The 24,003-nt window shown below is 69.1% G+C and carries 25 protein-coding genes and 1 pseudogene; 19 read left to right on the top strand and 7 right to left on the bottom strand.

Going from position 1 to position 24,003, the window contains the following annotated elements:
• The first annotated feature begins 28 nt into the window (after positions 1-28).
• Positions 29-1,003: a DMT family transporter gene (locus RM704_RS22035; RefSeq protein WP_052146037.1), complete on the top strand. Its 975-nt coding sequence runs from the start codon at positions 29-31 to the stop codon at positions 1,001-1,003.
• Between the two features lie 23 nt (positions 1,004-1,026).
• Here the strand turns inward: RM704_RS22035 and RM704_RS22030 are convergent, their stop codons facing one another.
• Entirely contained in the window at positions 1,027-4,029 is a 3,003-nt protein-coding gene (locus RM704_RS22030) for a bifunctional [glutamine synthetase] adenylyltransferase/[glutamine synthetase]-adenylyl-L-tyrosine phosphorylase (protein ID WP_033527430.1), read from the bottom strand.
• A gap of 340 nt (positions 4,030-4,369) precedes the next feature.
• Between RM704_RS22030 and RM704_RS22025 the strand changes: the two genes are divergently transcribed.
• The 5 genes from RM704_RS22025 to RM704_RS22005 all read left to right on the top strand — a co-directional run bounded on the left by RM704_RS22025 (position 4,370) and on the right by RM704_RS22005 (position 7,194).
• On the top strand, positions 4,370-4,813 hold the full coding sequence (locus RM704_RS22025) for a hypothetical protein (protein WP_107072290.1): 444 nt from the start codon (positions 4,370-4,372) through the stop codon (positions 4,811-4,813).
• 117 nt (positions 4,814-4,930) lie between these two features.
• Entirely contained in the window at positions 4,931-5,446 is a 516-nt protein-coding gene (locus tag RM704_RS22020; protein WP_033527429.1) for a pyridoxamine 5'-phosphate oxidase family protein, read from the top strand.
• A gap of 36 nt (positions 5,447-5,482) precedes the next feature.
• On the top strand, positions 5,483-5,926 hold the full coding sequence (locus RM704_RS22015; RefSeq protein WP_033527428.1) for a VOC family protein: 444 nt from the start codon (positions 5,483-5,485) through the stop codon (positions 5,924-5,926).
• Positions 5,927-5,989: 63 nt separating this feature from the next.
• Entirely contained in the window at positions 5,990-6,553 is a 564-nt protein-coding gene (locus RM704_RS22010) for a DUF4291 domain-containing protein (RefSeq protein ID WP_033527510.1), read from the top strand.
• Between the two features lie 77 nt (positions 6,554-6,630).
• Positions 6,631-7,194, top strand: a complete 564-nt coding sequence (locus RM704_RS22005) for a dihydrofolate reductase family protein (RefSeq protein ID WP_033527427.1) — start codon at positions 6,631-6,633, stop codon at positions 7,192-7,194.
• Positions 7,195-7,278: 84 nt separating this feature from the next.
• On the opposite strand, the pseudogene RM704_RS45615 reads toward RM704_RS22005, so the two are convergent.
• The 5 genes and pseudogenes from RM704_RS45615 to RM704_RS21985 all read right to left on the bottom strand — a co-directional run.
• Positions 7,279-7,365, bottom strand: a pseudogene (locus tag RM704_RS45615) (glutamine synthetase); the annotation flags it as partial.
• Between the two features lie 218 nt (positions 7,366-7,583).
• A complete protein-coding gene (locus RM704_RS22000) occupies positions 7,584-8,738 on the bottom strand; it encodes a helix-turn-helix domain-containing protein (protein WP_157856695.1) in 1,155 nt (384 codons plus the stop codon).
• 562 nt (positions 8,739-9,300) lie between these two features.
• Complete coding sequence (locus RM704_RS21995) at positions 9,301-10,239, bottom strand: SUMF1/EgtB/PvdO family nonheme iron enzyme (RefSeq protein ID WP_052146026.1); 939 nt, start codon at positions 10,237-10,239, stop codon at positions 9,301-9,303.
• Positions 10,240-10,288: 49 nt separating this feature from the next.
• Positions 10,289-11,074 (bottom strand): aminotransferase class IV family protein, encoded by a 786-nt coding sequence (locus tag RM704_RS21990; RefSeq protein ID WP_033527425.1) that lies wholly within the window; start codon positions 11,072-11,074, stop codon positions 10,289-10,291.
• Between the two features lie 153 nt (positions 11,075-11,227).
• Complete coding sequence (locus RM704_RS21985; protein ID WP_033527424.1) at positions 11,228-11,611, bottom strand: GntR family transcriptional regulator; 384 nt, start codon at positions 11,609-11,611, stop codon at positions 11,228-11,230.
• A gap of 525 nt (positions 11,612-12,136) precedes the next feature.
• Here RM704_RS21985 and RM704_RS21980 point away from each other — a divergent pair.
• The 13 genes from RM704_RS21980 to RM704_RS21920 all read left to right on the top strand — a co-directional run bounded on the left by RM704_RS21980 (position 12,137) and on the right by RM704_RS21920 (position 22,297).
• Positions 12,137-12,406: a DUF6284 family protein gene (locus RM704_RS21980; protein WP_033527423.1), complete on the top strand. Its 270-nt coding sequence runs from the start codon at positions 12,137-12,139 to the stop codon at positions 12,404-12,406.
• A complete protein-coding gene (locus RM704_RS21975) occupies positions 12,403-12,855 on the top strand; it encodes a Pycsar system effector family protein (protein WP_033527422.1) in 453 nt (150 codons plus the stop codon). The genes RM704_RS21980 and RM704_RS21975 overlap by 4 nt, the downstream gene beginning before the upstream one ends.
• On the top strand, positions 12,852-13,736 hold the full coding sequence (locus RM704_RS21970; RefSeq protein ID WP_033527421.1) for a hypothetical protein: 885 nt from the start codon (positions 12,852-12,854) through the stop codon (positions 13,734-13,736). Before RM704_RS21975 ends, RM704_RS21970 begins: the two co-directional genes overlap by 4 nt.
• Positions 13,736-14,131, top strand: a complete 396-nt coding sequence (locus RM704_RS21965; RefSeq protein WP_033527420.1) for an RRQRL motif-containing zinc-binding protein — start codon at positions 13,736-13,738, stop codon at positions 14,129-14,131. The genes RM704_RS21970 and RM704_RS21965 overlap by 1 nt, the downstream gene beginning before the upstream one ends.
• On the top strand, positions 14,128-14,301 hold the full coding sequence (locus tag RM704_RS21960; protein WP_192829659.1) for a hypothetical protein: 174 nt from the start codon (positions 14,128-14,130) through the stop codon (positions 14,299-14,301). The genes RM704_RS21965 and RM704_RS21960 overlap by 4 nt, the downstream gene beginning before the upstream one ends.
• 2 nt (positions 14,302-14,303) lie before the next feature.
• Positions 14,304-14,621, top strand: a complete 318-nt coding sequence (locus RM704_RS21955; RefSeq protein WP_033527419.1) for a hypothetical protein — start codon at positions 14,304-14,306, stop codon at positions 14,619-14,621.
• Between the two features lie 113 nt (positions 14,622-14,734).
• On the top strand, positions 14,735-16,852 hold the full coding sequence (locus RM704_RS21950; RefSeq protein WP_033527418.1) for an FtsK/SpoIIIE domain-containing protein: 2,118 nt from the start codon (positions 14,735-14,737) through the stop codon (positions 16,850-16,852).
• Positions 16,853-17,059: 207 nt separating this feature from the next.
• The gene (locus tag RM704_RS21945; protein ID WP_033527417.1) at positions 17,060-17,518 is read left to right on the top strand and encodes a hypothetical protein; all 459 of its coding nucleotides are present in this window, start codon (positions 17,060-17,062) and stop codon (positions 17,516-17,518) included.
• 15 nt (positions 17,519-17,533) lie between these two features.
• Complete coding sequence (locus RM704_RS21940) at positions 17,534-17,824, top strand: hypothetical protein (protein WP_033527416.1); 291 nt, start codon at positions 17,534-17,536, stop codon at positions 17,822-17,824.
• Positions 17,825-17,914: 90 nt separating this feature from the next.
• Positions 17,915-18,760 (top strand): bifunctional DNA primase/polymerase, encoded by an 846-nt coding sequence (locus tag RM704_RS21935; RefSeq protein ID WP_033527415.1) that lies wholly within the window; start codon positions 17,915-17,917, stop codon positions 18,758-18,760.
• 3 nt (positions 18,761-18,763) lie between these two features.
• A complete protein-coding gene (locus tag RM704_RS21930; RefSeq protein WP_033527414.1) occupies positions 18,764-20,239 on the top strand; it encodes an AICE element replication initiation protein in 1,476 nt (491 codons plus the stop codon).
• 468 nt (positions 20,240-20,707) lie between these two features.
• On the top strand, positions 20,708-20,950 hold the full coding sequence (locus tag RM704_RS21925; RefSeq protein ID WP_033527413.1) for a helix-turn-helix transcriptional regulator: 243 nt from the start codon (positions 20,708-20,710) through the stop codon (positions 20,948-20,950).
• A 78-nt stretch (positions 20,951-21,028) separates the two neighbouring features.
• Entirely contained in the window at positions 21,029-22,297 is a 1,269-nt protein-coding gene (locus RM704_RS21920) for a tyrosine-type recombinase/integrase (RefSeq protein WP_033527412.1), read from the top strand.
• A 75-nt stretch (positions 22,298-22,372) separates the two neighbouring features.
• Here RM704_RS21920 and glnA2 read toward each other — a convergent pair whose 3' ends face one another.
• On the bottom strand, positions 22,373-23,734 hold the full coding sequence (glnA2, locus tag RM704_RS21915) for a gamma-glutamylpolyamine synthetase GlnA2 (RefSeq protein WP_033527411.1): 1,362 nt from the start codon (positions 23,732-23,734) through the stop codon (positions 22,373-22,375).
• Between the last annotated feature and the right edge of the window lie 269 nt (positions 23,735-24,003).

The raw sequence follows: 24,003 nt of genomic DNA, 5'->3' as shown, positions 1-24,003 counted from the left end.
ACGTATCCCGTCCCCGACCGTGGTGCACATGCCTCTCGCGTCCACCCTCCGTATGGCCCTGCTCGCCCTCCTGTGGGGCTCGGGCTTCCTCTGGATCAAGCTCGCCCTCAACCACGGCCTCTCCCCGCTCCAGATCACGGTCGCGCGCTGCGCGCTGGGCGCGGCGGTCCTGCTGGTCCTCGCCCTGGCCGCCCGCCAGCGCCTGCCGCGCGACCGGCGGACCTGGACCCACCTCCTGATCGCCGCCTTCTTCTGCAACGCCCTGCCGTTCGCGCTCTTCGGCATCGGCGAGCAGACCGTCGACTCGGGCACGGCGGGCGTCCTCAACGCGACCACCCCCCTGTGGGCCCTGCTCCTCGGCCTCGTCCTCGGGACCGACCGCCCCCTCTCCCCCGCCCGCCTCACCGGTCTCCTCCTCGGCTTCGCCGGAGTCCTGCTGATCTTCGCGCCCTGGCAGCGGGCGGGGCTGATGACCTCGGGCGCGCTCGCGCTCCTCGGGGCGGCCGTGAGCTACGCGGTGGCCTTCGCGTACATGGGCCGCCATCTGACGGGCCGCGACGCGCCGCTCGCCGTCTCCGCCGCGCAGCTCCTGGCGGCGACGGGATGGGCGACGACCGGCTGGGCGGCGACGGGATGGGCGGCGGACGCCCCGCCCGCAGCGAGCGCAGGCCCGTCCGGGGCCGACCTGACCGCCCTGCTCGCGGTGGCCGTCCTGGGGATCTTCGGAACGGGGGTCACCTTCTACCTCAACTACCGCCTGATCGCGGACGAGGGTGCGACGAGCGCGGCGACGGTCGGCTATCTGCTGCCCGTGGTGTCGGTCGCCCTGGGGGCGCTGTTCCTCGACGAGCGGGTGGGGACCCGGGTGATCGCGGGGATGGTGGTGGTCCTGGCGGGGGTGGCCCTGACCAGGCCGCGGCGGACCTCGGCACGCTCTGCCGCCGACGGTGTGGAAATCCGGCGGCCCGCGACCGCGACAGGCCGGCAGGCCCTGCGGCGGTGAAGGCGCCCACCCGGACTGGGGGGTCACCCCCCGTAGAACAGCTCGTCCACCACGGCCCGAGCCCGTCGTGTGATGCGGCGGTAGTCGTCGAGCATGTCGCCCACGTGGCCGGGGCCGTACCCCAAGTACCTCCCCACGGCAGCGAGTTCACGGCCGTGGGAGGGGAAGGTGTCGCCCGCGCGGCCTCGTACGAGCATCACGGCGTTGCGGACGCGGGTGGCCAGCACCCAGGCCTCGTCCAGTATGGCCGCGTCCTCGGCGCTCACCAGATCGGCCTCGCGGGCGGCGGCCAGGGCCTCCCGGGTGCGGGTCGTGCGGAGCCCCGGCTCGCGGTGCCCGTGCTGGAGCTGGAGGAGCTGGACGGTCCATTCGACGTCGGAGAGGCCGCCGCGGCCGAGCTTGGTGTGGAGGGTCGAGTCGGCGCCGCGCGGCATCCGCTCCGACTCCATGCGGGCCTTGATGCGCCGGATCTCCCGTACGGCGTCGTCGCCGAGGCCACCGACCGGGTAGCGGAGCGGATCGACGAGTTCGAGGAAGCGGCGGCCCAACTCCTCGTCACCGGCGACCGGTTCGGCGCGCAGCAGGGCCTGCGACTCCCACACCAGCGACCACCGGCGGTAGTAGGCCTCGTAGGAGTTCAGCGTCCTCACGAGTGGGCCGGTCTTGCCCTCGGGGCGCAGGTCCGCGTCGATGAGGAGGGGCGGGTCGGCGCTCGGGAGCTGCAGCAGGCGGCGCATCTCGGAGACGACCGCGTTCGCGGCGCGGCCCGCCTCCTGTTCGTCGGCGCCCTCCCGTGGCTCGTGGACGAACAGGACGTCGGCGTCGGAGCCGTAGCCCAGTTCGTGGCCACCGAAGCGGCCCATGCCGATCACCGCGAAGCGGGTGGGGAGGGTGTCGCCCCAGCCCTCGCGGACCACCGCCCGCAGGGTGCCCGCGAGGGTCGCGGCCGTGATGTCGGAGACCGCGCCGCCGACGAGGTCCACGAGGGCGCCCTGGTCGGCGGTGGCCGGGGACGCCTCGGTGCCGTAGGAGCCGACGATGTCCATGGCGGCCGTACGGAAGAGCTCCCGGCGGCGGACGCCGCGCGCCGCCGTGACACCCTGCTGGGCGCCGTCGGCCCGGCCCACGGCGGCGAGGATCTCCTGTTCCAGGTGGGCGCGTTCACGGGCTTCGAGACCACCGGCGCCACCGTCCCCGTCGCCGAGGAGGGAGACCGCCTCGGGGGCGCGCATGAGGAGGTCGGGGGCCAGGCGTCCCGCGGAGAGGACGCGCGCCAGGTTCTCCGCCGCCGCGCCCTCGTCGCGCAACAGGCGTAGATACCAAGGGGTTCGGCCGAGCGCGTCCGAGACCTTGCGGAAGTTGAGCAGGCCCGCGTCCGGATCGGCGGAGTCGGCGAACCAGCCCAACAGGACCGGCAACAGGGTGCGTTGGATGGCTGCCTTGCGGGAGACGCCGGACGCCAGGGCCTCCAGGTGGCGCAGCGCCGCGGCGGGGTCGGCGTAGCCGAGGGCGACGAGGCGCTCGCGGGCCGCGTCGGCGCTCAGCCTGATCTCACCGGGGGCGAGCTGGGCGACGGCGTCGAGGAGCGGGCGGTAGAAGAGCTTCTCGTGCAGCCGTCGCACGACGGCCGCGTGGCGGCGCCACTCGCGGTTCAGCTCGGCGACCGGATCGGCGCGCAGGCCGAGGGAACGGCCGATGCGTCGCAGGTCGTCGTCGGCCTCGGGGACGAGGTGGGTGCGGCGCAGCCGGTAGAGCTGGATGCGGTGCTCCATCGAACGCAGGAACCGGTAGGCGGCGTCGAGCCCGGCCGCGTCCGTCCTGCCCACATACCCGCCGGCGGCCAGCGCGCCCAGCGCGTCGAGGGTGGTGCCGCTGCGCAGGGACGTGTCGCCGCGTCCGTGCACGAGCTGCAGCATCTGGACGGCGAACTCGACGTCCCGCAACCCGCCGGGCCCGAGCTTGAGTTGACGGTCCACCTCGGCGGCCGGGATGTTCTCGACCACGCGGCGCCGCATGCGCTGCACGTCGGTGACGAAGTTCTCCCGTTCGGCCGCCTTCCAGACGAGCGGTTCGAGCGCGGTGACGTACGCCTCGCCCAGTTCGAGGTCCCCCGCGACCGGCCGGGCCTTGAGCAGCGCCTGGAACTCCCAGGTCTTCGCCCACCGTTGGTAGTACGCCAGATGGCTGCTGAGCGTCCGCACGAGCGGGCCGTTGCGCCCCTCCGGCCGCAGGTTGGCGTCGACCGGCCAGATGCTGCCCTCGACGGTGGTCTCGGAGCAGATCCGCATCATGTGCGAGGCGAGCCGGGTGGCGGCCCGGATCGCCTTCTGCTCGTCGGCCCCGTCGGCCGACTCCCCGACGAAGATGACGTCGACGTCGGAGACGTAGTTGAGTTCGTGGCCGCCGCACTTGCCCATCGCGACGACCGCGAGCCGGCACAGCTCGGCGTCCTCCGGCGCGGCGGCGCGGGCGATCGCGAGGGCGGCCCGCAGCGTGGCGGTGGCGAGGTCGGCGAGCTCGGCGGCGGTCTGGGCGACATCCGTCGTCCCGCAGACGTCACGGGCGGCGATGGAGAGCAGACAGCGGCGGTAGGCGACACGGAGGGAGACGGGGTCGGTGGCCTCGGCAAGGCCCCGTTCGAACTCCTCGACGCCCGGATGCAGATCCCGCGGCTCGTACGTCACGAGCGCCTGCCAGTCCTGCGCGTGCCGGGCCAGATGGTCACCGAGCGCGGCGGACGCGCCGAGCACCCCCAGCAGCCGGTCCCGCAGTGGCTTGGCCGCTATCAGCGTGTCCAGCAGCACCCGCCGGGCCGTACGGTCCGGCTGCGCCTCCAGCAGCCGTACGAGGCCCAGCAGCGCGAGGTTCGGGTCGGCGGTCGCCCCGAGCGCGTCCAGCAGCACCGGGTCGTTGCGGACGCCGGACAGCTCCTCGCTCTCCAGCAGCCGCTCGGCGGCGCTCGGATCGGTGAAACCGTGCCGCAGCAGTCGCGAGAACGTGCTGCTCCTGCGCCCCGGCGCCGTCATCCCAGGCCTCCCGTCGGATCAAGCCCGCTCATCCACTCGTCCGCCCCTCCGATCGCCGGACTTCGCCGATCAAGGTCGTACGGGCACGAGCCTAACCGGAGTGTCCGGGGGAAGCGCCGGTCGGCCGGGGGCGGGTGCGGGGCGTCGGCCGATTCCGCCGGGCTCCGGGGCAGGTCGGCGACCGGTGCTCCGATCCGGACCGGCCGCATCCGCCGTGCCCACGGCTAGTGCCGCGGCAGGCAACGTTTGCCCGTCAAGGAGCGGCGTCCGGTGCGTGCTCTCGGTGTGCCGGGCGTCGCGACGGGGCGAACGTCGCCTGTCGCGGCACTAGTGTGCGGAGGTGGCCGGGGAAGAGGACGCGGAGGACGGCGGGGACGGTGTCGTACGGCGCCCTTCGTGGGGTGCGGTGCCGGCGTCGGAGCCGGTGGTGACCACCGTGCTGCTGGAGTTCGTCGGTCTCGTCCTCGCCGGTCCTGCGGCGCTCGCGGGGTGGCCCTTCGGATGGCTGCCCGACCCCGGTCTCCTCGCCGCTATGGCCGCCATCGTCTCGTGCGGGCCCGCGGTCGAGGTGTTCCGCGCGGGGCGGCCGCCGCGCGGGCTCGCGGTCGCCGCCGCGTCCCTGACGCTCGGAGCCGTGGCCCTGCTGGTGGCCGTGGCGATGAGCTGGGCCCTTCCCACGGCGGCCGGCCAGGGCACCGGACTCGCCGTCTGCTTTCTCGTCGGGATGCCCGCCGGTGTGGCCGTGCTGGCGCGGCTGCTCGGCACGGTGGACGTGGATGAGTGACGCGGGATGAGTTTCCGGGTGCCGCGGAGTCTGCACTTGTGACGAGAACCGTCGGCCGACGGCCGACGGTTGACAGCCGACGGTCGACGGCCGCCGGCTCACCGGAGGTGACATCCCATGCCCGACACCAGCACCCCGCGGACCCGGCTCGACCCCCGCTACAGCGATCCCGCCGCCGTGCCGGTCCCCTGGCCGGAGGCCGAGGCGCGGCTGGCCGGGGCCGAGCTGTTCTGGATCTCGACGGTGCGGCCGGACGGGCGGCCGCATGTGACGCCGCTGCCCGCGGTGTGGTCGGAGGGGGCGCTGCACTTCTGCACGGGGCCTGAGGAGCGCAAGGCCAGGAACCTCGCGGCGAACCCGCGCGTCGCGCTGACGACCGGCACGAACACCTGGGACGAGGGCTACGACGTGGTGGTGGAGGGCGAGGCCGTACGCGTGACGGACGACGGCCGGCTGCGGGAGCTGGCCGCCGCGTGGGAGGCCAAGTACGGCGGTTTCTGGCACTTCGACGTACGGGACGGCTGTTTTCGGCACGGTTCGGGGCGGGCTTTCGTCTTCTCGGTGGCGCCCGGCACGGTTTTCGGCTTCGGTAAGGGTGAGCCGTTCAGCCAGACGCGGTGGCGGTTCGGCTGAGGCGGAAGAGCCCACAGGCGACTTGGAGGACCAGGAATGCAGTACACGCTCGAAGTGATTCCGCTGCCGGTGAGCGACATCGACCGGGCCCGGGACTTCTACCGGGACAAGGTCGGTTTCCACGTCGACATCGACCAGGAGGTCATGCCGGGCATGCGGATCGTCCAGCTGACTCCCCCGGGCTCCGGCTGTTCGATCGCCCTCGGTGACGCCATCTGGGACATGGCCCAGGGTGCCCGGCCGGCGCCCGGCTCGTACCAGGGGCTCCAGCTCTGCGTCGCCGACATCAAGGCCGCCCACGCCGAACTCCGCGAACGCGGCCTCGACGTCTCCGAACCGGTCCAGTACGCCCCCGACGACGGCGCCACCTTCATGTACTTCAAGGACCCGGACGGCAACGGCTGGGCGATCCAGGAGTACCGGCGCAGGGTCACCGAGCCGCTGCACCAGGTGCTGGCGGACCTGGCGGCGCGGCAGTAGCCCGGCGGCGGCCGGAAGGAATTCACTCGCGGCTCCCGCCCGGCGGCTGGCAGGGTGCCGCGCATGGCTTCCCCGTACGAGATCCGTGCCGACTACGACGCCCGCACGATCGTGGTGTACCAGGCGTACGCGCCCGCGATCGCCGACGCGGCGCTGCGGGCCGGCCGTTTCGTCGAGCCGTTCTCGTTCGGTCGGATGACGTGGATCAAGCCGTCGTTCCTGTGGCTGATGCACCGCAGCAACTGGGCCCGCAAGTCCGGCCAGGAACGGGTGCTCGCGGTGCGGATCACCCGTGAGGGGTGGGAGGAGGCCCTGTCGCGGGCCGTGCCGACGACGGCGGACCCGACGGCGGTGGCCCGGGCCGCCGTCCATGTGCAGTGGGACCCGGAGCGCTCGGCGCGCGGGGCCGCGCTGAACCACTACAGCATCCAGGTGGGCATCGGCCGCCGGCTGATCCGGACCTTCGCCGACGAGTGGGTCGTCGGCCTCACGGACCTCACCCCTCAGGTGCGCAAGGCCGCCGCCCTGCTGCGGTCCGGGCAGCCCGCGAAGGCCCGACGGCTGTTCCCCGCCGAACGCGTCTACCCGCTGCCGCCGACTCTGGCGAACCTCCGCACTCCGAGCTGACGGCGGGGCTTCCCCGAACGGGACGCGGCCGACGTCCGATGGTCGTACTGTCGAAGCCGTCACCGAGGAGGCTCCTGATGCGCAGCGTGACCTATTCGATGAGCGTCTCCCTCGACGGCTACATCGTCGGGCCGGACGGCGATTTCGCCTGGCCGGGGTTCGACGAGCAGGTCTTCCGCTTCTGGATCGACGAGATCCGGAACGTCGGCGTCCACCTGATGGGACGGCGGCTGTACGAGACGATGCTGTACTGGGAGACCGCCCCCCAGGACCCCTCGCTCGGCGAGGCGGAGCGGGAGTGGGCCGCGCTCTGGAACCCGCTGCCGAAGGTGGTGTTCTCCAGGACGCTGTCGGCGGTGGAGGGCCGGGCCCGCCTGGCCTCCGGCGGCCTGGCGGAGGAGATCGAGCGGTTGCGCGCCGAGCCGGGAGAGGACGAGATCGCGATCGGCGGCGCGACGCTCGCCGCCCAGGCGTCCGACGCGGGCCTGATCGACGAGTACCGCACCATCGTCTACCCGGTGCTGGTCGGCGGCGGCACCCCCTTCTTCCCGCGCCACGAACACCGGCTGGACCTCGACCTCGTCGAGACCCGCGCCATCAGCGAGAAGGTCGTCTGCCTCCGCTACCGCGTGGTCCGCTAGGCGGTGCCTCACGGTGCGGGGGCCGACGGTCCACGACCGTCGGCCCCCGCACCGCAACCAGCGGTGGACCGCTCAGACCTGCGCCTACAGCACCGGCAGGTTCTTCCGCAGCTCGAAGGCCGTGACCTCGGAGCGGTACTCCTCCCACTCCTGGCGCTTGTTGCGCAGGAAGTGATGTTGCGGCGCCGCTACCTTGAAGCCCTGTTCGCGAAGTCGCTCTGACCAGCGGGAACGCTGTCGTTGTCTGTCGTTGTTGGTAGTCGTTGGCCGTGCTCGGACGGCCCAGAGACGGCCCGGCAGTCACTCACCGGCAACAGATTTCCAGACGGCCGTTGCGGTCCCTGGCCCGAGCTGCGCAGAGAGCCACCTACTGATGACTTATCGCCGGTTCAAGCTGAATCTTCTTCATAGATTCCCTTGAGCACTTCGATACCCTTTTCTATCAAGCCTTCCCTCAGGAGAGTATTGCCGTACTCGCTTTCTAGAGTCTTTATGCGAGGGTAAAGAGGGCTCGACTTGATCGCGCCGCGCGCTTCTTCAAACTTCCCCTGGAAGCAGAGCACTCGGGAAAGCGAAATGAGCGCTGCCGAGGCATAGAATTCTTCATCGGTTTCCCTGGCTACGGCATCCCTGGCGACCGACAGAGCTTCGTCTTTCTTTCCGCACATAAGCAGGCACTCTATGTAGTTCTCGAAAAGATCACAGAGGGAATCCCCGGTGGCACTTTCGTATTCTGCTCGCAAAAATTTTTCTAGCTTGTGGAACTGGCGAGTGAGCTTAAGGAGCTTAGCGAGGTCTGAATACCAGAAGTCTGATTCGAGGCTGGTTTCGTGGGCAGCGAACAAAACTTCTTCCGCCTCTTTGTATCTTCCCATACTGGTGAGAATTCGCCCATGGAGTCGCCAGTGCCAGGGCTGAGTGGGATTAATCTGAATTGCACGTTGCACGAATTCGATAGCTCGGGCGTGATTCAATGAATCGTATGCGCGTTCAGCCAGCCAATGGGCCGTTGGAGAGTACTCAATGTCAAGCACTTCTCCATGCTTGACGAAGCTCTCAACATACTCCCCATACTTCTCTTTGACGTCCGCATATCTATACGAGTAATTACTATACAAGTAGATAGCGGCCGTTGCATCTATGCTCTTTCCGGAATCGACATAAGACAATAGCATCGATTTCGCTTCGTCATGCTTATTTTGAGACGCATACGCTCCCGCCAGGTTGAGGATGCCGGTCGTTTCCGGGTCCATCCGAGGTCGGAAAGCAGCATCCCAAGTCGGGGTACCAGCAGAGTCAATTTCAGTACCCCGGCGAGCCTGGAGCCACAGCCTCTTGAAGTCTTCGACGCTCTCCCCTAGAGCCGCCACCACCGGCTCTAGGGACCTCCATGAGGGTAGCCCGTCGCCTCGTATAACTTGGTGTGCCGTCGTGTGGCTCACGGCCCCGTGGCACCGCTTGGAGATTTCGCGCATGCTCACCTCGCCCGCCTCCAAGTGAGCAGCCCTGAGCCGCTGCTTAAGGTTCTTTAGGGCCTCTTCCATGCGTCCCCCTGTAAGTCTCTGTAAAAAAACGTAAGGCAAGCGAGGTGCCACGCAAGATCTCGTACGCATCTGTACGAGAATGCTGTCAGCCGGAAAACGTACGCAAATTTCTTTTCCGATCTGCCAAATTGATGCCATGAAGGAAAAAGGCAGAAGCTTTCAAAGGTTCCGTTCGCGTGTGTCTCGAAGTGCGCGCAGCGGCACGGAGGCGGCGAGGTCCCTAGTTATTCCGACCGCAGGAGAGAGGGTGACATTCAGCAAAGTAAACGCTGTTAGGGTGACGCTCCTTGCTATGTGGGGCGGTGCTGTGAAGTATGGGACATTCACCTTGCTGGGATGGGTGGACTCGTACCTCTAGTCACGGCTAGTGGAAGCGTTTAGGTTGGCGTAGCGGCTTTGGTGCGAGTGCTCACGTCCCCATAAGCTTCCGCCGGGCAGTCTGTGGACCTGTCCGGTAAAGCGCGACGTTGGGGTCATGACCTTCGAGGCTCGTACCAAAGTGGCTGCCTTAAACTCGTGGAGTCGAAAACCCCAGCCGCAGAGGGCGCCTGGGTAGGTCTCGTCACCGTTTGTGGGACTTTATTTGACTCGACATCGCCACGCAGCGGAATCCGGTGTCATCGTCATGCATCATGTCGCTGGCATCGTTGGGGACGGCCGGGACTCCACGAAACAGAGGACTCGTGAAGGCGCTGCCACGCAGTTCGTAGCGACCGGGCGTAGTCGCCGTTGCGAGCCATTCCCACACGTTGCCCACCAAGTCGTAGACCCCGAAGGGCGAGACGCCGCTGTGGTACCGAGAGACGGAAGTTGTGTGCTCCACACCGGTCTCTCTGACATTGCACTTGGCGGCGGTCATCTGATCCCCCCACGGGAAAGTGCGCCCGGCGGTGCCACGCGCTGCCTTTTCCCACTGCTCTGCCGTCGGCAGCGACTTCCCCGCCCACGTCGCGTAGGCGTGAGCGTCCCGCCAAGTCACGTGCACAACAGGGTGGTCGTACAGGTGTCTGGGACATCGCCCGCTCTCCCAATGCTCGGGCGTGGCGTGCCGAGTGGCCGCGCAGAATCGCGCGTAGTCGGCGTTGGTCGTCGGAAACGTGTCTATGTGGAATTCATCCACCCACACGGGCTCGTTGTCCTCCCCCGATAGGAAGATTCCTTCCGGGACGCACGCCATGAGCTTCCCGTCGCCGGGGTGCTTCACGTAGTCGCCGCTGCTCGTCTGGTCGTCGTCGGGCTCGATGATGGCGTGTGCAGGAACGTCGTCCACCGCCAAGATGCCGACGAAGCGACCTTGGGCATCCTTGTCCGCTTTGGCAAGCAGAGTGTCCAAGGCTGCTTGGTTCACCATGCGGAGAGAGGCTTCTTCGCCATCCGCCTCCCACCGGGACACGATGCGATCGGATACCCCGAGCTTGTCGGCGAACTCCATGAGACTCATGCGTACGGCTTCACGCAGTGCCTTAACTTCTCGTCCGGTCCATTTCGTAACGAGTGGCATGGGCTACCTCTGTCGTGAGTCGCCGCCCGGTGAGGGCGGCGGCAGGTGACTACAGACGCTCGCCGGGGATGCCGGCGTAGGCGTCACGAAGTGCTGCGAGCACGGGGTGGTCCTGCGGGAAATGCACGTCGTCGATCGCGCTGACGGAGCGCACACCGATCGTCACGTTCGTTGCGAATGCCGCTGCCATGTTCGGGATGTCGGCGAGCCGCACTGGAGCAGTGATCTGCTTCGGGGCATCGAGGCCCCGAAGCAGCAGCATTGTTGTGCCGGGGAGCACGGGGGCGTCCGGCCAGATGACCGTGCCGTTCTGGTCGACGAAACCGAGGTTCCAGGTGCCGCCCTCGGAGACTCGGCCGTCCGGTTCGATGAACACGGCATCGTCGAATCCGGCGAGCTGGGCGTCACGGCGAAGCCGCAGCTGCGGGTGAAGGCCGATGTGCTTCACCTCCGCGTTGTCGCGAGTGAAGTTGAAGGTCTTTGCCGTGAGGGGCGGCGGCGGCATGGCGCCCGCGGGCCGCAGGTTCACCAGGATGTGCGGGTCTTTGGCGTCGCTGGGGCGCCCCATGTCTAGCGCGGGGTCGAAGACTGTGACACGGAGACCAGCGACGCCAGTGACGCCCTTGGCTGCCTTGCGGATGTACGCCAGGGTCTGCTCTCGGTCCAACTCGACGCCGAAGACGATGCGGCAGTCCCGCACCAAGCGGTCCAGATGGAGCGACAGGCCTCGGACGGTGCCGTCCTCCATCCGCATTGATGTGAAGTGCCCGTAGTTCGTGAGGGCGAGGCTCTGAAGGTCTTCGAGGGTGACGGGATTTCCGTTGAGTTCGGCCATGCGGCCAGTCTTACAGCCGGTTAGGCTGCGCCAACACTCCATCCTGAGCCAAAAGTTCGGATTAGTTCGGTGCGACGGCGGTGGGAGTACGTACTCACGGCACGCTCGCCGGGACACGCTATGTGCATGACGACAAGCACACCGCGAGAGGCACTAGCCGCTGGCCTTCCCCTCAGTGGGACCCACGACCGCCTCAAGCCGCTGGACACGCTCGACGAGGCCGGCCAGTTCGGTCGAGACGCGCGCGACCTCGGCTTGCAGGTCGGTCAGGCGCTGAGCTGCCTCGCGGGGCCCCGGCTCACCGGGTGCAGTGTCGCGGACGTAGGTGCCGCTCCCCGAGACACCTTCCACCAGCCCCTCTTCCCGGAGCTGCGTGTATGCGTTCTGCACGGTCATCAGGGACACGCCAAGTTTCTTGGCGTAGGCACGACCGCCGGGGAGGCGGTCCCCTGGGCCGAACGTCCCGGCGGCGATCTCGCCTCTGATCCGGGCGGCGATTTCGCGGGCGTTGGGCTTCCTCTTCGGTTGTGAGTCCACCCCGAAAGCGTACTTGACCTAGGTCGTTTTCAATGAGGTCGCCGAAGCACTTGACGCTCCAAAGCGACCTAGGTAGCTTTCGCATCACGGCAAGCGACCTAGGTCGCTTGGTTCAGGGTCATTTCGACCTGTACGGACAGCGCCCGGATGTACGGCCCGGAGCACGCGCTGTGGAGAACTCAACAGAGTGCCGACCCAGCCGCATGAACACGTGCGGTCGATGGGTGCGGGTCACCATCCCGACCGCCCATGTCGGGCCGGGTGACCTGCCCGGATCCGCCCCTCCTGGGCGGTGACTGGCATTGCTTGATCTGAATGCACAGAACCTTCGCGGGCCATCTGAGCCCGCCCGGAGCACCAGTGCTCACGGTCCCCGACACCAACGCCATAAACAGCGCTTCGTGCCGGGTGGCCGTGGCCGCTCGTGCCTACGAGAGGTCCTCACCACAACGGCGCGCGGCCCCGGAGGTGCAACTCCGGGGCCGCTGTTCGGGCCGTTTCCACCTGCTAGGGAGATCACGACCCATGAAGACCATCGTCACTGTTCAGGACGCTGTTACCGCGTTCGCCGACTGGATCGAGCCGACGGACGCGGAGTTGGACGCGATCGAGCAGGAGTCGCCGCTGATCTTGGCGGAGGTCGACCTGTTGGACGCGCAGATCATCACCCTCGACCACACCCCGAACGAGCTGGACGCCCGCCGCGTCCGCCGGGCCCGGAACAAGGTGCTGGCCGCCCGCCGGGACCTGCTCAACCGCACCGCCGACGAGCGCACGACGGGCGGTGCCGCATGAGTGCCAGCGACCAGAACCTGACCGCCGCGCACGCCGAGGTAAAGGCGGAGATTGCACGGACGGACACGAAGACCGGTCTGCTGCTGGCGTTCATCGGCGCGGTGCTGGCCGGTGCGTGGACGGTCGCCAAGGACATGCCGCTGAACCTGCCCGCGTACATCGTGGGCGGGGCCGGGATGGTGGTGCTGGTGGTAGCGGCGGGTCTGCTGCTGCGGGCGGTGCGGCCGAACCTCAAGGGCCGTCACGGTTTCCCGCTGTGGGCGACGCTCACCGCCGAGGAAATCACGGCCACGCTCGCGCAGGTCGACCGCAGCGCGGACATCGCGGGCCTGTCTCGTCTCGCGGTCGCCAAGTTCACTGGCCTGCGCCGCGCCATCGACCTCACGTGCATCGGCGGGGCGCTGCTCGCCCTCGCGGTGCTGCTCGCTGTGGTGGGGGGTGCGGCATGAGCCGGGCCAAGGCCGTGCGGTCCGCGCTCGGGAATGCCAAGACGGTGCTTCCGGCCGTGGCGATGACGGCGGTGTCCATGGTGCTCACGCTGGCCGTGGTCGTGATGTGGCTGGGCACGGCGATGCCGTGGCAGGTCGCCGTGGTCGTCGGGTTGGGTATCGACGGGGGATGGCTGGCCACCCTCGCCTATGACCGCCGTCTCGCCGCGCAGGGCGATCACAACTGGTGGGTGACCGGCATCGGCTGGGGCTTCGGCGCCCTGGCAACGGGCGTTCTGGTCGCCCACGCCCTGATGACCGAAGCGTCCCCCGGCGCGTGGCTGGCCGTGGCGTGGCTGCCGTTGGCGGCCAAGGCTTTGTGGCTTGTCCACAGCCTGTGGGAGCGCACCGCCCTCACCCCCGCCGCCCTCGATGCGATTCAAGGAATCCAGCAAGAGGCCCGCGACGAGGCGGCCGTTGCCCGTGCTCGGTTGCGGGCGGAAGCGGCGACCGAGGAGACGCGGCTGACGGCCGTGACGCAGGCCGGGGCCCGCGTCGCACGCGTCCAGTCAAAGACCGCGCAAACCCTCGCCGACGCCTGGTCGACACTGGAGAAAGCGCGGACCGGTGAGGACACCGGTAGGGCGCTGACCAGCGTGACGAGTCGCGTCACACCCGACGTCACACCCCGGTGGGAACTGCCCGTGTGGGGCCCCACCGAGACCCTCGCGCTGGAGTCGGCGCCCGCGCTCACCGACGCTCAGCTTGACGCGCTGGTCGACGAGATCCGCCACAGCCAGACCCCCGCCCTGTCCTACCGCGAGATGTCCGCCCGCTTCCGCGCCGCCGGCCACTCCGCCTCCGAAGTCCGCCTGCGGGCCGCATGGAAGCGGGTCGCCTGATGGTGGCCCGCGCCGCGTTCTTCGACCCGACCGGTGCCACCTACGGCATCCCCACCTACCCGTGGCGGTGTGCCCCGGACGGCTACGCCACCCGCCGGACACTGCGCGCGCTCGGGCTTCGTCCGGGCGGTCAGCCGGTGGCCGCTCAGGTGATGCGCGGCCGGCACCGGCGCGGCCCGCTGGTCGCCCACCTCTACCGGATCGACCTCGCGGTGCCGGTGCGGCCGATGACCTCGCGCAAGTGGGGCGCGCTCGCGCTGGCGATGCTCGCCCGCCGCACCTGCCCGAAGTGCCGGATCACCTACAGCTACTGCATCCCGACCTCGCTCGGCACGTGCGTGCCCTGCGCCTACCCCAACCCGCACGGACCCGTTGACCAGGGAGGTCAGCCGTGAAGCGGTTCACCTGCGAGACCCGCCGCGAGGACGCCGAACGCACGGGGCGGCTGCTGGACGCCGCCGACATCGCCTTCGAGTGCGAGGCGGTCGTCATGGAGGGCCTGCTCACCGACCAGGCCGTCGAGGTCTACCCGCCCGCCGGCCACACCTACCCGAAGAGGGGCTGACCATGAGCAACTCCGAGACACGCCGCCTGGACCGCGAGATCAGCAAGACCGTGAAGAAGCTGGAAGCGGTCCGGCGGGGCGAGTGGTGGCCGCTGACCAGCCGTGAGCGTCTGTCGATGACGCGTGCCATGGCGAGCGGTGCGCGCAGCGTCCACAAGGGCCGCAGCACGGCCGGTGCCGAGGACCGCATGGACTCCATCGGCTCCGCCGTCGAGATGCGGCTGAACGCGGAGCTGGCCGCACTGCACGGCGAGCGTCAGCGCCTGATCACCGAGGCCGCCCGCGCCAAGGCCGCCAAGAAGAAGTCCGGCTGGTTCTGAGACCAGCCAACCCCTCTCAAGGCCGGGGTGGCCGCTCTTTCCACGGACCCGACCACCCCGGCTCTCTCCCCCAACTCCCGCCCCGTATCGGGGCAGTCAGGAGCAGTACCAGCATGTCTGAGAACGTCGTTCACCTCCACAAGCCCACCGACTCCCCGGCCATCGACGGCACGGCGCCGACCGTGCTCACCGTGGTCCCGGACGCTCCGCCGGCGCGGCCGGTGCCGCTGTGGGTGCGCTCCGGTCGCGCGGTCAAACGGGTGGCCACCGATGAGCGCACGAAGAACACCGGCCGCGTGGTCGTCCGCCACACCGCCTACGTCGCCGGTGGGGCGCGGATCGTGGCCCGCCGCACGTGGGACGGCCGTACCGGGTCCCGCTACGAGCGGATGATCCGGGCGGCGGAGGCGGCGGGGAATCTAGAAGCGGCGGAGGAGTGGGAGGAGCGGTTGCAGCGTTTCCGTGCCGCTCGCCACCACCGCCGCATGGATCTGCTGCACTCGCCGGTGGAGGCCGCCAAGGGCGTGGCCGTCGGCGCCGGGATGAGCATCGGCGTGCTGGTCGCGCTCGGGGTAGTCATGGCCATCAACAACGGCGACGTCAAGGACGTGATCACCCCGCTGTCGGCCACCATCGACTTCATCGCCCTGCTCATCCGGATCGTGCAGATCGTTTGGGGCCCGGCGCTCACGATCGGTCCGTTCCTCGCCCTGCTCGCCCTGTGGGCCGTCGGCAGCAAGCAGCAAGCCGCACCCCAGTGGGCACTTCCCGCCAACGCCCGCAGCAGCGAGGGTGAGCCGATCACTCCGTCCATCGTGGTCAAGGCCCTGCGCGACCTCGGCGTGCCCGCCCTGCGGAACGCCATCAAGGAGATGGGGGATGCCGGCGCGTCCATGCTCGGACCGATCCGCATCGCCGGATGTGGCATCGAGGTCGACGTCACCCTGCCCTCCGGGGTGTCGACCAACGAGGTGCAGCAGCGCCGCCGGAAGCTGGCGGAGAACCTGACCCGGCACGAGCACGAAGTGTTCATCACCATCCCCGAAGCCGCCCGCACGGTCCGGCTGTGGGTGGCCGACTCCGGGGCCCTGGACGAGCCGATCGGCCCGTCCCCGCTGGTCACCGACGAGACCATGACCGCCGACTACGCCAAGGGCAAGGCCCCATGGGGGCAGGACCTGCGCGGCGACGCCGCAGCCCTCAGTCTCTACCAGCGACATTTGCTGATCACGGGGTTGTCGAACCAGGGCAAGACCGTGGCCCTGCGCTCTCTCGCCCTGTGGGTCGCACTCGACAAGTCGGTGCAGTTCCTCATGGGTGACCTCAAGGGCGCGGGTGACTGGGCCATGTTCGACGGCCTCGCCAACACCCTCATCCAAGGGCCGACCGATGAGCACGTGATCGAGGTGACCGAGATGGTCGAGGGCGCGGTGGAGGAGATGAACCGCCGTCTCCAGGCCCCGCCCGGCACCGTGTTCCCGCCGCTTATCGTGATCGTGGACGAGGCGCAGGTGGCGTTCATGTGCCCGGCCGTGGACGAGGACAAGCGCCCCTACGGCGGGTCCAAGGCCAAGTCCCGGTACTTCACCGCCGCCCGCAAGCTCCACAACCAGGGCCGCGCGGTGAACGTGCTGCTGTGGCAGGGCACCCAGGACCCCACCGACCAGAACCTCCCCAAGCTGGTGCGCGAGGGCGCCCACACCCGCGCCTCCCTCGCGCTCGGCACCGAGTCGCAGGCCCGCATGGCGCTCGGGGACAAGGCCGTCGACGGCGGCGCCGCCCCCAACCTGCTGCGTCCGGGCCTGGACCAGGGAACGCTGGTCGTCGCCTCCTCCGGGATCGACATCCCCAAGGGCCAGTCGTCCATCACGGTGCGCACGCACTACATCGACGACGACGCGGCCACCGCCATCACCGACCGTGCCAAGGCGATGCGCGACGGTGTCACCACCCTGCACGCCATCGACCGAGGCGAGGACCGCGACCCGCTCGCCGACATCGCCACTGTCGTCGGCGACGCCTCCCGCGTCCTGACTCAGGACGTCCTCAAGCGCCTCGCCTCCCTCAACGCGGACGCCTACGGCAAGTGGTCGTTCATCGACCTCAAGCGCGTCCTCGACGGCACCGGCGCGGAGCCGTACAAGTCCGACGGCCGCATGGTCATCGGCCGCGACCGACTCACCCGCGCCCTCACCAACCGCAACGACGACCGTTCCGCTTCCACCCTCTGACGGCAGGGAGCGCACCCCTCGCGGGTCAGGGAGGCAGGGAGAACTCCCTGAACCCCTCCCTGACCCGCATCCCTGCCCTTGACCTGCGCGAATGATCAGCCAGGGAGGCAGGGAGGCCCGCAGGTCAGCACCACTGAAACCCCCTCCACACGCCCCCGACAAGGGGGTGTCTCTGCCTCCCTGACCTACCGCCGGAAGGGATTCCGCATGTTCCCCGAGAACGGCCACCACACGCCCGCACAGCGGGCCGTGGAAGTGCACCACCCCACGCCCATCACCCCCGCCGTACCTTCGCCGCTCGTGCCGGTGCAGCCGGGCGCGGTCCCGGCGGTGGCGAGCATCGTTCTGCCGGACGGGCGGGTCGTCACCGGCTACGCCATCGACCACGCCCGCCCGGAGCCGGTGGCCGCCAAGCCCGCCGTTTCCCGCGCGGCCGTGAACGTCGCGCTCGGGGGCGTCGGGTTCGCCGCGGTCTGCGGCGGGCTGCTGATGCTCACCTCGTTCATCACCGCGCTGACGGCGTTCGTCACCCAGCTCATCACCCTCGCCGCTGTCCTCTTCGGCGGATACGTCGCTGTGCAGATCTTCAAGGGCGACGACCGCAAGGGCAGGACCACGGTCAACATCCGCAAGGCCGTCATCAAGCGGAACAAGTTCTACGGCTGAACAGGAGCCAACACCGTGATCCGACTCCGTATCAAGGTCGTCTGCTGGTCGCGCCCCGCGCTGGCCCTGACCGACACCCCGCGCCCCGACTGCCCGCAGTGCCGGGGCGAGGGCGGTCACCACTACGACTACGGCGACCACAACGGCGAGTACGCCGGTACCGAATGGGTGTCCTGCACCTGCTGGGACGAAAACCGGAGCAGGGTCCTGCTGCCGCTCCCGCGCCGCCCTCGGTGGCTACGCCGCCGCGACACCGGCCGTGACCCGTGGGGCCCCGACGGCTACAGCGACGAACCGCCCTTCTAGCTACGCCAAGGGCGGCCCCCCACTCTCGCCAAAGAAGCGGGGCCGCCCTTGCCAACCAGTCCTCAACAGACCTGTTGGAGGTCACCCAGCATGACGCAACCGACCCCCCTCCGGCGAGCCCTCGCCCTCGCCGCGCACGGTGTCCCCGTCCTGCCCCTGCGGGCTGAGAAGGTGCCGTTCGGCAACTGCCCCGACTGCGTCGACAACACGTGCGGCGGGCGGCCGAACATGAAGAACCCCGGCCCCTGCACCTGCCCGCGCCCGTGCCACGGCTGGGCCGCTGCCACCACCGACGCCCGTGTCCTCACCTCCCCCGCGTGGGCGTCCGCGTGGCGCAGGGCCGCCGCCGTCGCCTACCATCCCGGCGGCGCCGGGGTGACCGTGGTTGACCTCGACAACCCGGACGCCGTCGACTGGGCACGCGCCACCCTGCCCACCACCCTCACCGTGCCGACCACGCGAGGCGAGCACTGGATCTATCAGGGCGTCATGCGGTCCGTGAACGCCGTCCGCGCCGGTGTCGACATCAAGTCGACCATGTCCTACACCCGTTGGCTCGGTTACGGCGTCGGCGACACAGCCGCTCTCCCGGACGCTGTGCGGACCCTGGCAGTAAAGGAGCCGTCCACCGCTCGCAGGGCCCCACAGACGGTCACAGTGCCCATGCGGGGTGGACAGGCGCAGTGCCCTCACCGCACGCCCACCTATCTGGACCGTGGCATCGCCATGGCCGTACAGCGCATCAGCGGGGCCCGCAGCGCGGTGCACGCGACCGTCTACCGGACGTTCCTCGCGGTGCTGTCGACGCACGGCCGGTGCGGGTGCCTTACCGACACCCACATCGGGCGGCTGTTCACCGCCGCGCAGGCCAAGGGCGAGTCGCCCCGGCACTGCACGGACGCGTGGACCAACGCCCTGACCGTTCTGGGGATGTGAGCCATGTCGGACGACGAGAAGACTCCCGCTCGGCAGGTCATCACCGACTACGCGCAGTCCCACTTCCGGTACTTCCGCACCGTGGACGGGACCGTGTACGCGCAGCGCACCGGCCACCCCGTGGCCCGCCCGATCCGCTCCCAGGGCACGACCGGGAGTCACCGCCAGGAACTCATGGTCGGCCTCTTCCGCGACGGGGTCGGCGTCTTCAACGGAACCGCCCTCAAGGAGGCGTTGGACTTGATCGAGGCACTCGCCCTCACCGAGCAGGTACAGCCCACCCACATCCGCGTCGCCCCCGGCTTCGACGGCGCCACCTGGCTCGACCTCGGCCGCGACGACGGCCGGTCCGTCCGCATCCACCCCACCGGCTGGGACGTCCGCATCCCCGACCCCGAAGAGGTGTGCTGGCGGCGCACCCAGCTCACCGGGGAACTCCCCCTGCCCGCCAAGGACACCAACGGCAAGGGCATCGACCTGCTGATGCGGCTGTGCAACTTCGCCGACGCCAAGACCGAAGCCCTCGCCATCGCGTGGCTCATCGGCTGCCTGGAACCGTCCGCACCCGTCCCAGCCCCGTTCCTCACCGGCCCTCAGGGCGCCGGCAAGTCGACCGCCGGGCGGATGCTTGTACGGATCATCGAGGGCATCACCGGCGACCTGCGCAGGGCGCCCAAGGACGAAGAGAACATGATCACGGCGGTCGCGGCCGGATGGATCACCGCCCTGGACAACCTCTCCCACCTGCCCCCGGACCTGTCCGACCTCATGTGCTGCATCATCACCGGAGCCGAGAGCATCAAGCGCGCGCTGTTCACCGACGGCGACGTCGTCCGCTCCCGCTACCGCCGACCCATGCTGCTCACCGGCATCGACGTCGGCGTCATCCGCCCCGACCTCGCCGAACGACTCCTCACCCTGCGCCTGGAACGCCCCCGAGTGCGGCGCACCGAAGCGGAGCTGTGGGCGGAGTACGCCGAGATCCTGCCCGTCGTCCTCGGCTCCCTGCTCGACCTGACCGTCAAGGTCCGCGCCGTACAGGCCGAGACCCCGACCGATCTGCGCATGGCCGACTTCGCCCACCTGTGCGCCCAGCTCGACACCGCCACCGGCTTCGGGACGCTGGAGGCATACCGGGCCAGCCTGGACGACCTCAACGACGACGTCATCGAGGGCGACCTCCTGGCACAGACGGTCCTCAAGCACGCCGCCGAACTCACCCCCGGCGAAGAGGTACGGATGACGTCGGCAGAGTGGCTGCACGCCCTGACCGCCCTCTACAGCGGCGAGGACTACCGCCCCCTGCCCAAGGGCTGGCCCACCACCGGCAAGGTCCTCTCCGACCGGCTACGGCGCATCCAACCCACCCTGGCCGCGCGGGGCGTCCTCGTCGACTGGGGCCGCACCAGCGCCGCCCGCTACATCGAACTCAGCCGCCAGGCACCGCCCCCGCCGCCCAAGCAGCAGACCGCGTTCTGACCGCGCCCGGACAGACGGACAAGCAAGAGGAGCACGCCACGACGGGGGGGGGGTGCTCCTCTTGCCGTTCGGCGGCGACAGCCGCCCTGCACGGTCGCGCCGCGAAGCGGCCCGTTCTTCAAGCCCTGAGCGGTGACGTAAGACCACAGACACCACCCCTTTCTCTTTCCTAAGTAGGGAAGATCTGCGTCACTGCGTCACCACGGGCCCGGCAGACGGCCGCTGACCTGCGGCAACAGGGGGTGACGCAGACGGTGAATCCTGCGTCACCCCGCGTCATCAGCGTCACCCGGTGACGAGCGCCCGTGTCATCGGTGACGCAGGGCCCGCCCCGCTGCGTCACCGGAAACCGCAGGTCAGAAGCCTGATTGACGCACGTGACGCTGTGACGCAGAAATCCCAGCTTCGGACAGCACAGACCACTGCGCCCCCGAAACAAGATCCCCGCCCGCGCCCGAAGGACATGCCATGAGCACCGCACGTGAACAGCCGGACCCGCGCGCCACGCTCCGCGGCGGGTTGCCGGACCGCTACCTCACCGCCGACGACATCGCCGTGATCTTCAAGGTGCCCAAAGAGACCGTCTACCAGTGGCGAAAGAAGCGCATGGGGCCGCCCGGATTCCGCATCGGCAAGTACATCCGCTACGACCCCGCCGACGTGCTCGCCCACGTCGCCGAACGCAAGCGCACCGACCAAGACGCCGCCTAACCCAACACCCACCACAGACAGCAGGGAGAGCCGCTACCAACGGCTCTCCCTGCTGCATGTTGAGAGGACCGCCGCCACGTGGCAGGCCACATCCAAGACCGCTGGTTCAAGACCGAGACCAACTCCGACGGCAAGACCGTCCGCGTCAAGAGCGACCGCCACGGCAGCGGCCTGCGCTATCGGGCCCGGTACATCGGCCCCGACGGCACCGAGAAGTCCAAGAGCTTCCCTGACGGACAGAAGCGACTCGCCGAGAAATGGCTCACCCACATCGAGGCCGACATGTCGCGCGGCCAGTACGTCGACCCCGCCGCCAGTCGCGTGACCTTCCGGCAGTACGCGGAAAAGTGGCTGAGCACACAGACCACCGCCATGACGACTCGGGAGTCCGTCCAATCGTCCCTCAGGGGTCACGCAATCCCTTACCTCGGACCGCGCCCACTCGGTTCCTTCAAGCCGGAACACATCCGGGACTGGCTGAGCAACCTGGAGTCCGCAGTACCCGCGTCGTCGTACCGGCGCGTGATCTACAACAACGTATCGACGGTCCTTAACGCCGCCGTCGACGACGGTCACCTGTCGAAGAACCCGTGCCATGCGCAGTCTGTTCGTCCCCCGGCACCCGGGACGGGCCGCATTGTGCCGTGGGACACCGAGCGCGCCTTTGCCGTACGCGCGGCCCTCCCCGAACGCTTCCGCGCGACGGTCGACGTCGGCGGCGGATGCGGCCTGCGGCAAGGTGAGATCTTCGGCCTGCCTGTCGAAGCGATCGGGTTCGACACTGGATGGCTGCACATCGCCAATCAGGTGAAGGTGGCCAGAGGCCATCTCGTGTTCGCCCCGCCCAAGCGGGAAAAAGAGCGCGATGTTCCCCTGCCGGACCGCGTAGCGCAGATCCTCAAGCAGCACATGGAGGACTTCCCGCCGGTCGACATCACCTTGCCCTGGCTGCGGCCGGACGGTCCGCCCGTTACGAAGCAACTCGTATTCACCCGCCTCGACGGGGCCGGCGCAGTTCGACGAACCGACTTCAATCTTCGGGCATGGAAACCCGCGCTCGTCGCCGCTGGCGTCATCCCCGCGCCCAATCCTGGCGAGCGTCACCAGGCGGCCCGCGAGCACGGCATGCACGCTCTCAGGCACTTCTACGCGTCCGTTCTGCTGGACGCTGGCGAGAACGTCAAAGCGCTGAGCGCCTACCTCGGACACAACGATCCTGGGTTCACGCTCCGGGTCTATACGCACCTCATGCCGAGCAGCGACGCGCGGGCCCGTAAGGCCGTGGACAGTCTGTACGAGGGCACCGTTCCGGGGCCGGACGGCCCACAGACGGCCCAGGGCCAGTGAGACACCGTGGGGCCGACGGTCGATGACCGTCGGCCCCACGCATCGTCACAGCAGAAAACCCGCCCTGACCTGCCCTTAAAGCACCGGCAGGTTCTTCCGCAGCTCGAAGGCGGTCACCTCGGAGCGGTACTCCTCCCACTCCTGGCGCTTGTTGCGCAGGAAGAAGTCGAAGACGTGTTCGCCGAGGGTCTCGGCGACGAGGTCGCTGCGTTCCATGAGGGAGAGCGCCTCGCCGAGGTTCTGCGGGAGCGGCTCGATGCCCATGGCGCGGCGCTCGGCGTCCGAGAGGGCCCAGACGTCGTCCTCGGCGCCCGGCGGCAGCTCGTACCCCTCCTCGATGCCCTTGAGGCCGGCGGCCAGGAGCATGGCGTAGGCGAGGTAGGGGTTCGCGCCGGAGTCCAGGGAGCGGACCTCGACCCGTGCCGAGCCCGTCTTGCCGGGCTTGTACATGGGGACGCGGACCAGGGCCGAGCGGTTGTTGTGGCCCCAGCAGATGTACGAGGGGGCCTCGCCGCCGGCGCCGGCGGTGCGCTCGGAGCCGCCCCAGATGCGCTTGTAGGAGTTGACCCACTGGTTGGTCACGGCGGCGATCTCGGCGGCGTGCTTCAGCAGGCCCGCGATGAAGGAGCGGCCGACCTTGGAGAGCTGGTACTCCGCGCCGGACTCGTAGAACGCGTTCCGGTCGCCCTCGAAGAGGGAGAGGTGGGTGTGCATGCCCGAGCCCGGGTGCTCGGAGAACGGCTTGGGCATGAAGGTCGCCTGGACGCCCTGCTCCAGCGCCACCTGCTTCATGACCAGGCGGAACGTCATGATGTTGTCGGCGGTGGAGAGCGCGTCGGCGTAGCGGAGGTCGATCTCCTGCTGGCCGGGGGCGCCCTCGTGGTGGGAGAACTCGACCGAGATGCCCATGGACTCCAGCATGGTGATCGCCTGACGGCGGAAGTCCATGCCGACGTTCTGCGGGGTGTGGTCGAAGTAGCCGGAGTTGTCGGCCGGGGTCGGGCGGGAGCCGTCCGTCGGCTTGTCCTTCAGCAGGAAGAACTCGATCTCCGGGTGGGTGTAGAAAGTGAAGCCCAGGTCGGAGGCCTTGGCCAGGGACCGCTTCAGTACGTACCGGGGGTCCGCGAAGGACGGGGAGCCGTCCGGCATGAGGATGTCGCAGAACATCCGGGCGGTGCCCGGGGCCTCCGCGCGCCACGGCAGAACCTGGAAGGTCGAGGGGTCCGGCTTGGCGATCATGTCGGACTCGTACACCCGGGCGAAGCCCTCGATGGCCGAGCCGTCGAATCCGATGCCCTCGTCAAACGCCTGTTCCAGCTCGGCGGGGGCCACGGCCACGGACTTCAGGAAGCCCAGCACGTCCGTGAACCACAGGCGTACGAAACGGATGTCGCGCTCCTCCAACGTACGGAGCACGAACTCCTGCTGCTTGTCCATCTTCCGCTTCCACCCATTCCTTGCTGGTCAGGCCGCCTGGCTCCCGAGCCACGGGAGGCGGTCGGGCACCTGAGCATCCCACCACAACACCATTTCGCGCGCGTTGCGCACCTTGATCGGCATGCGGACGTCCCGCTGAACGCCCGGCTCACGGCAGGTGTACCGCTCGCTCCGCCGCTCAACCGCTCTGCTGCCCATCTTGCCTGCTCGCGCCGACATCCGTAACGCCCACGTGGACCGACATCCGCCGGGCGTCCGTCACGCCTGCC

The organism is Streptomyces gottesmaniae, from assembly GCF_031845845.1.
GTDB classification, from domain to species: Bacteria; Actinomycetota; Actinomycetes; order Streptomycetales; family Streptomycetaceae; genus Streptomyces; species Streptomyces akebiae.
The sequence above is the reverse complement of the archived record's forward strand: the minus strand, read 5'-3'. Positions and strand labels throughout refer to the sequence as shown.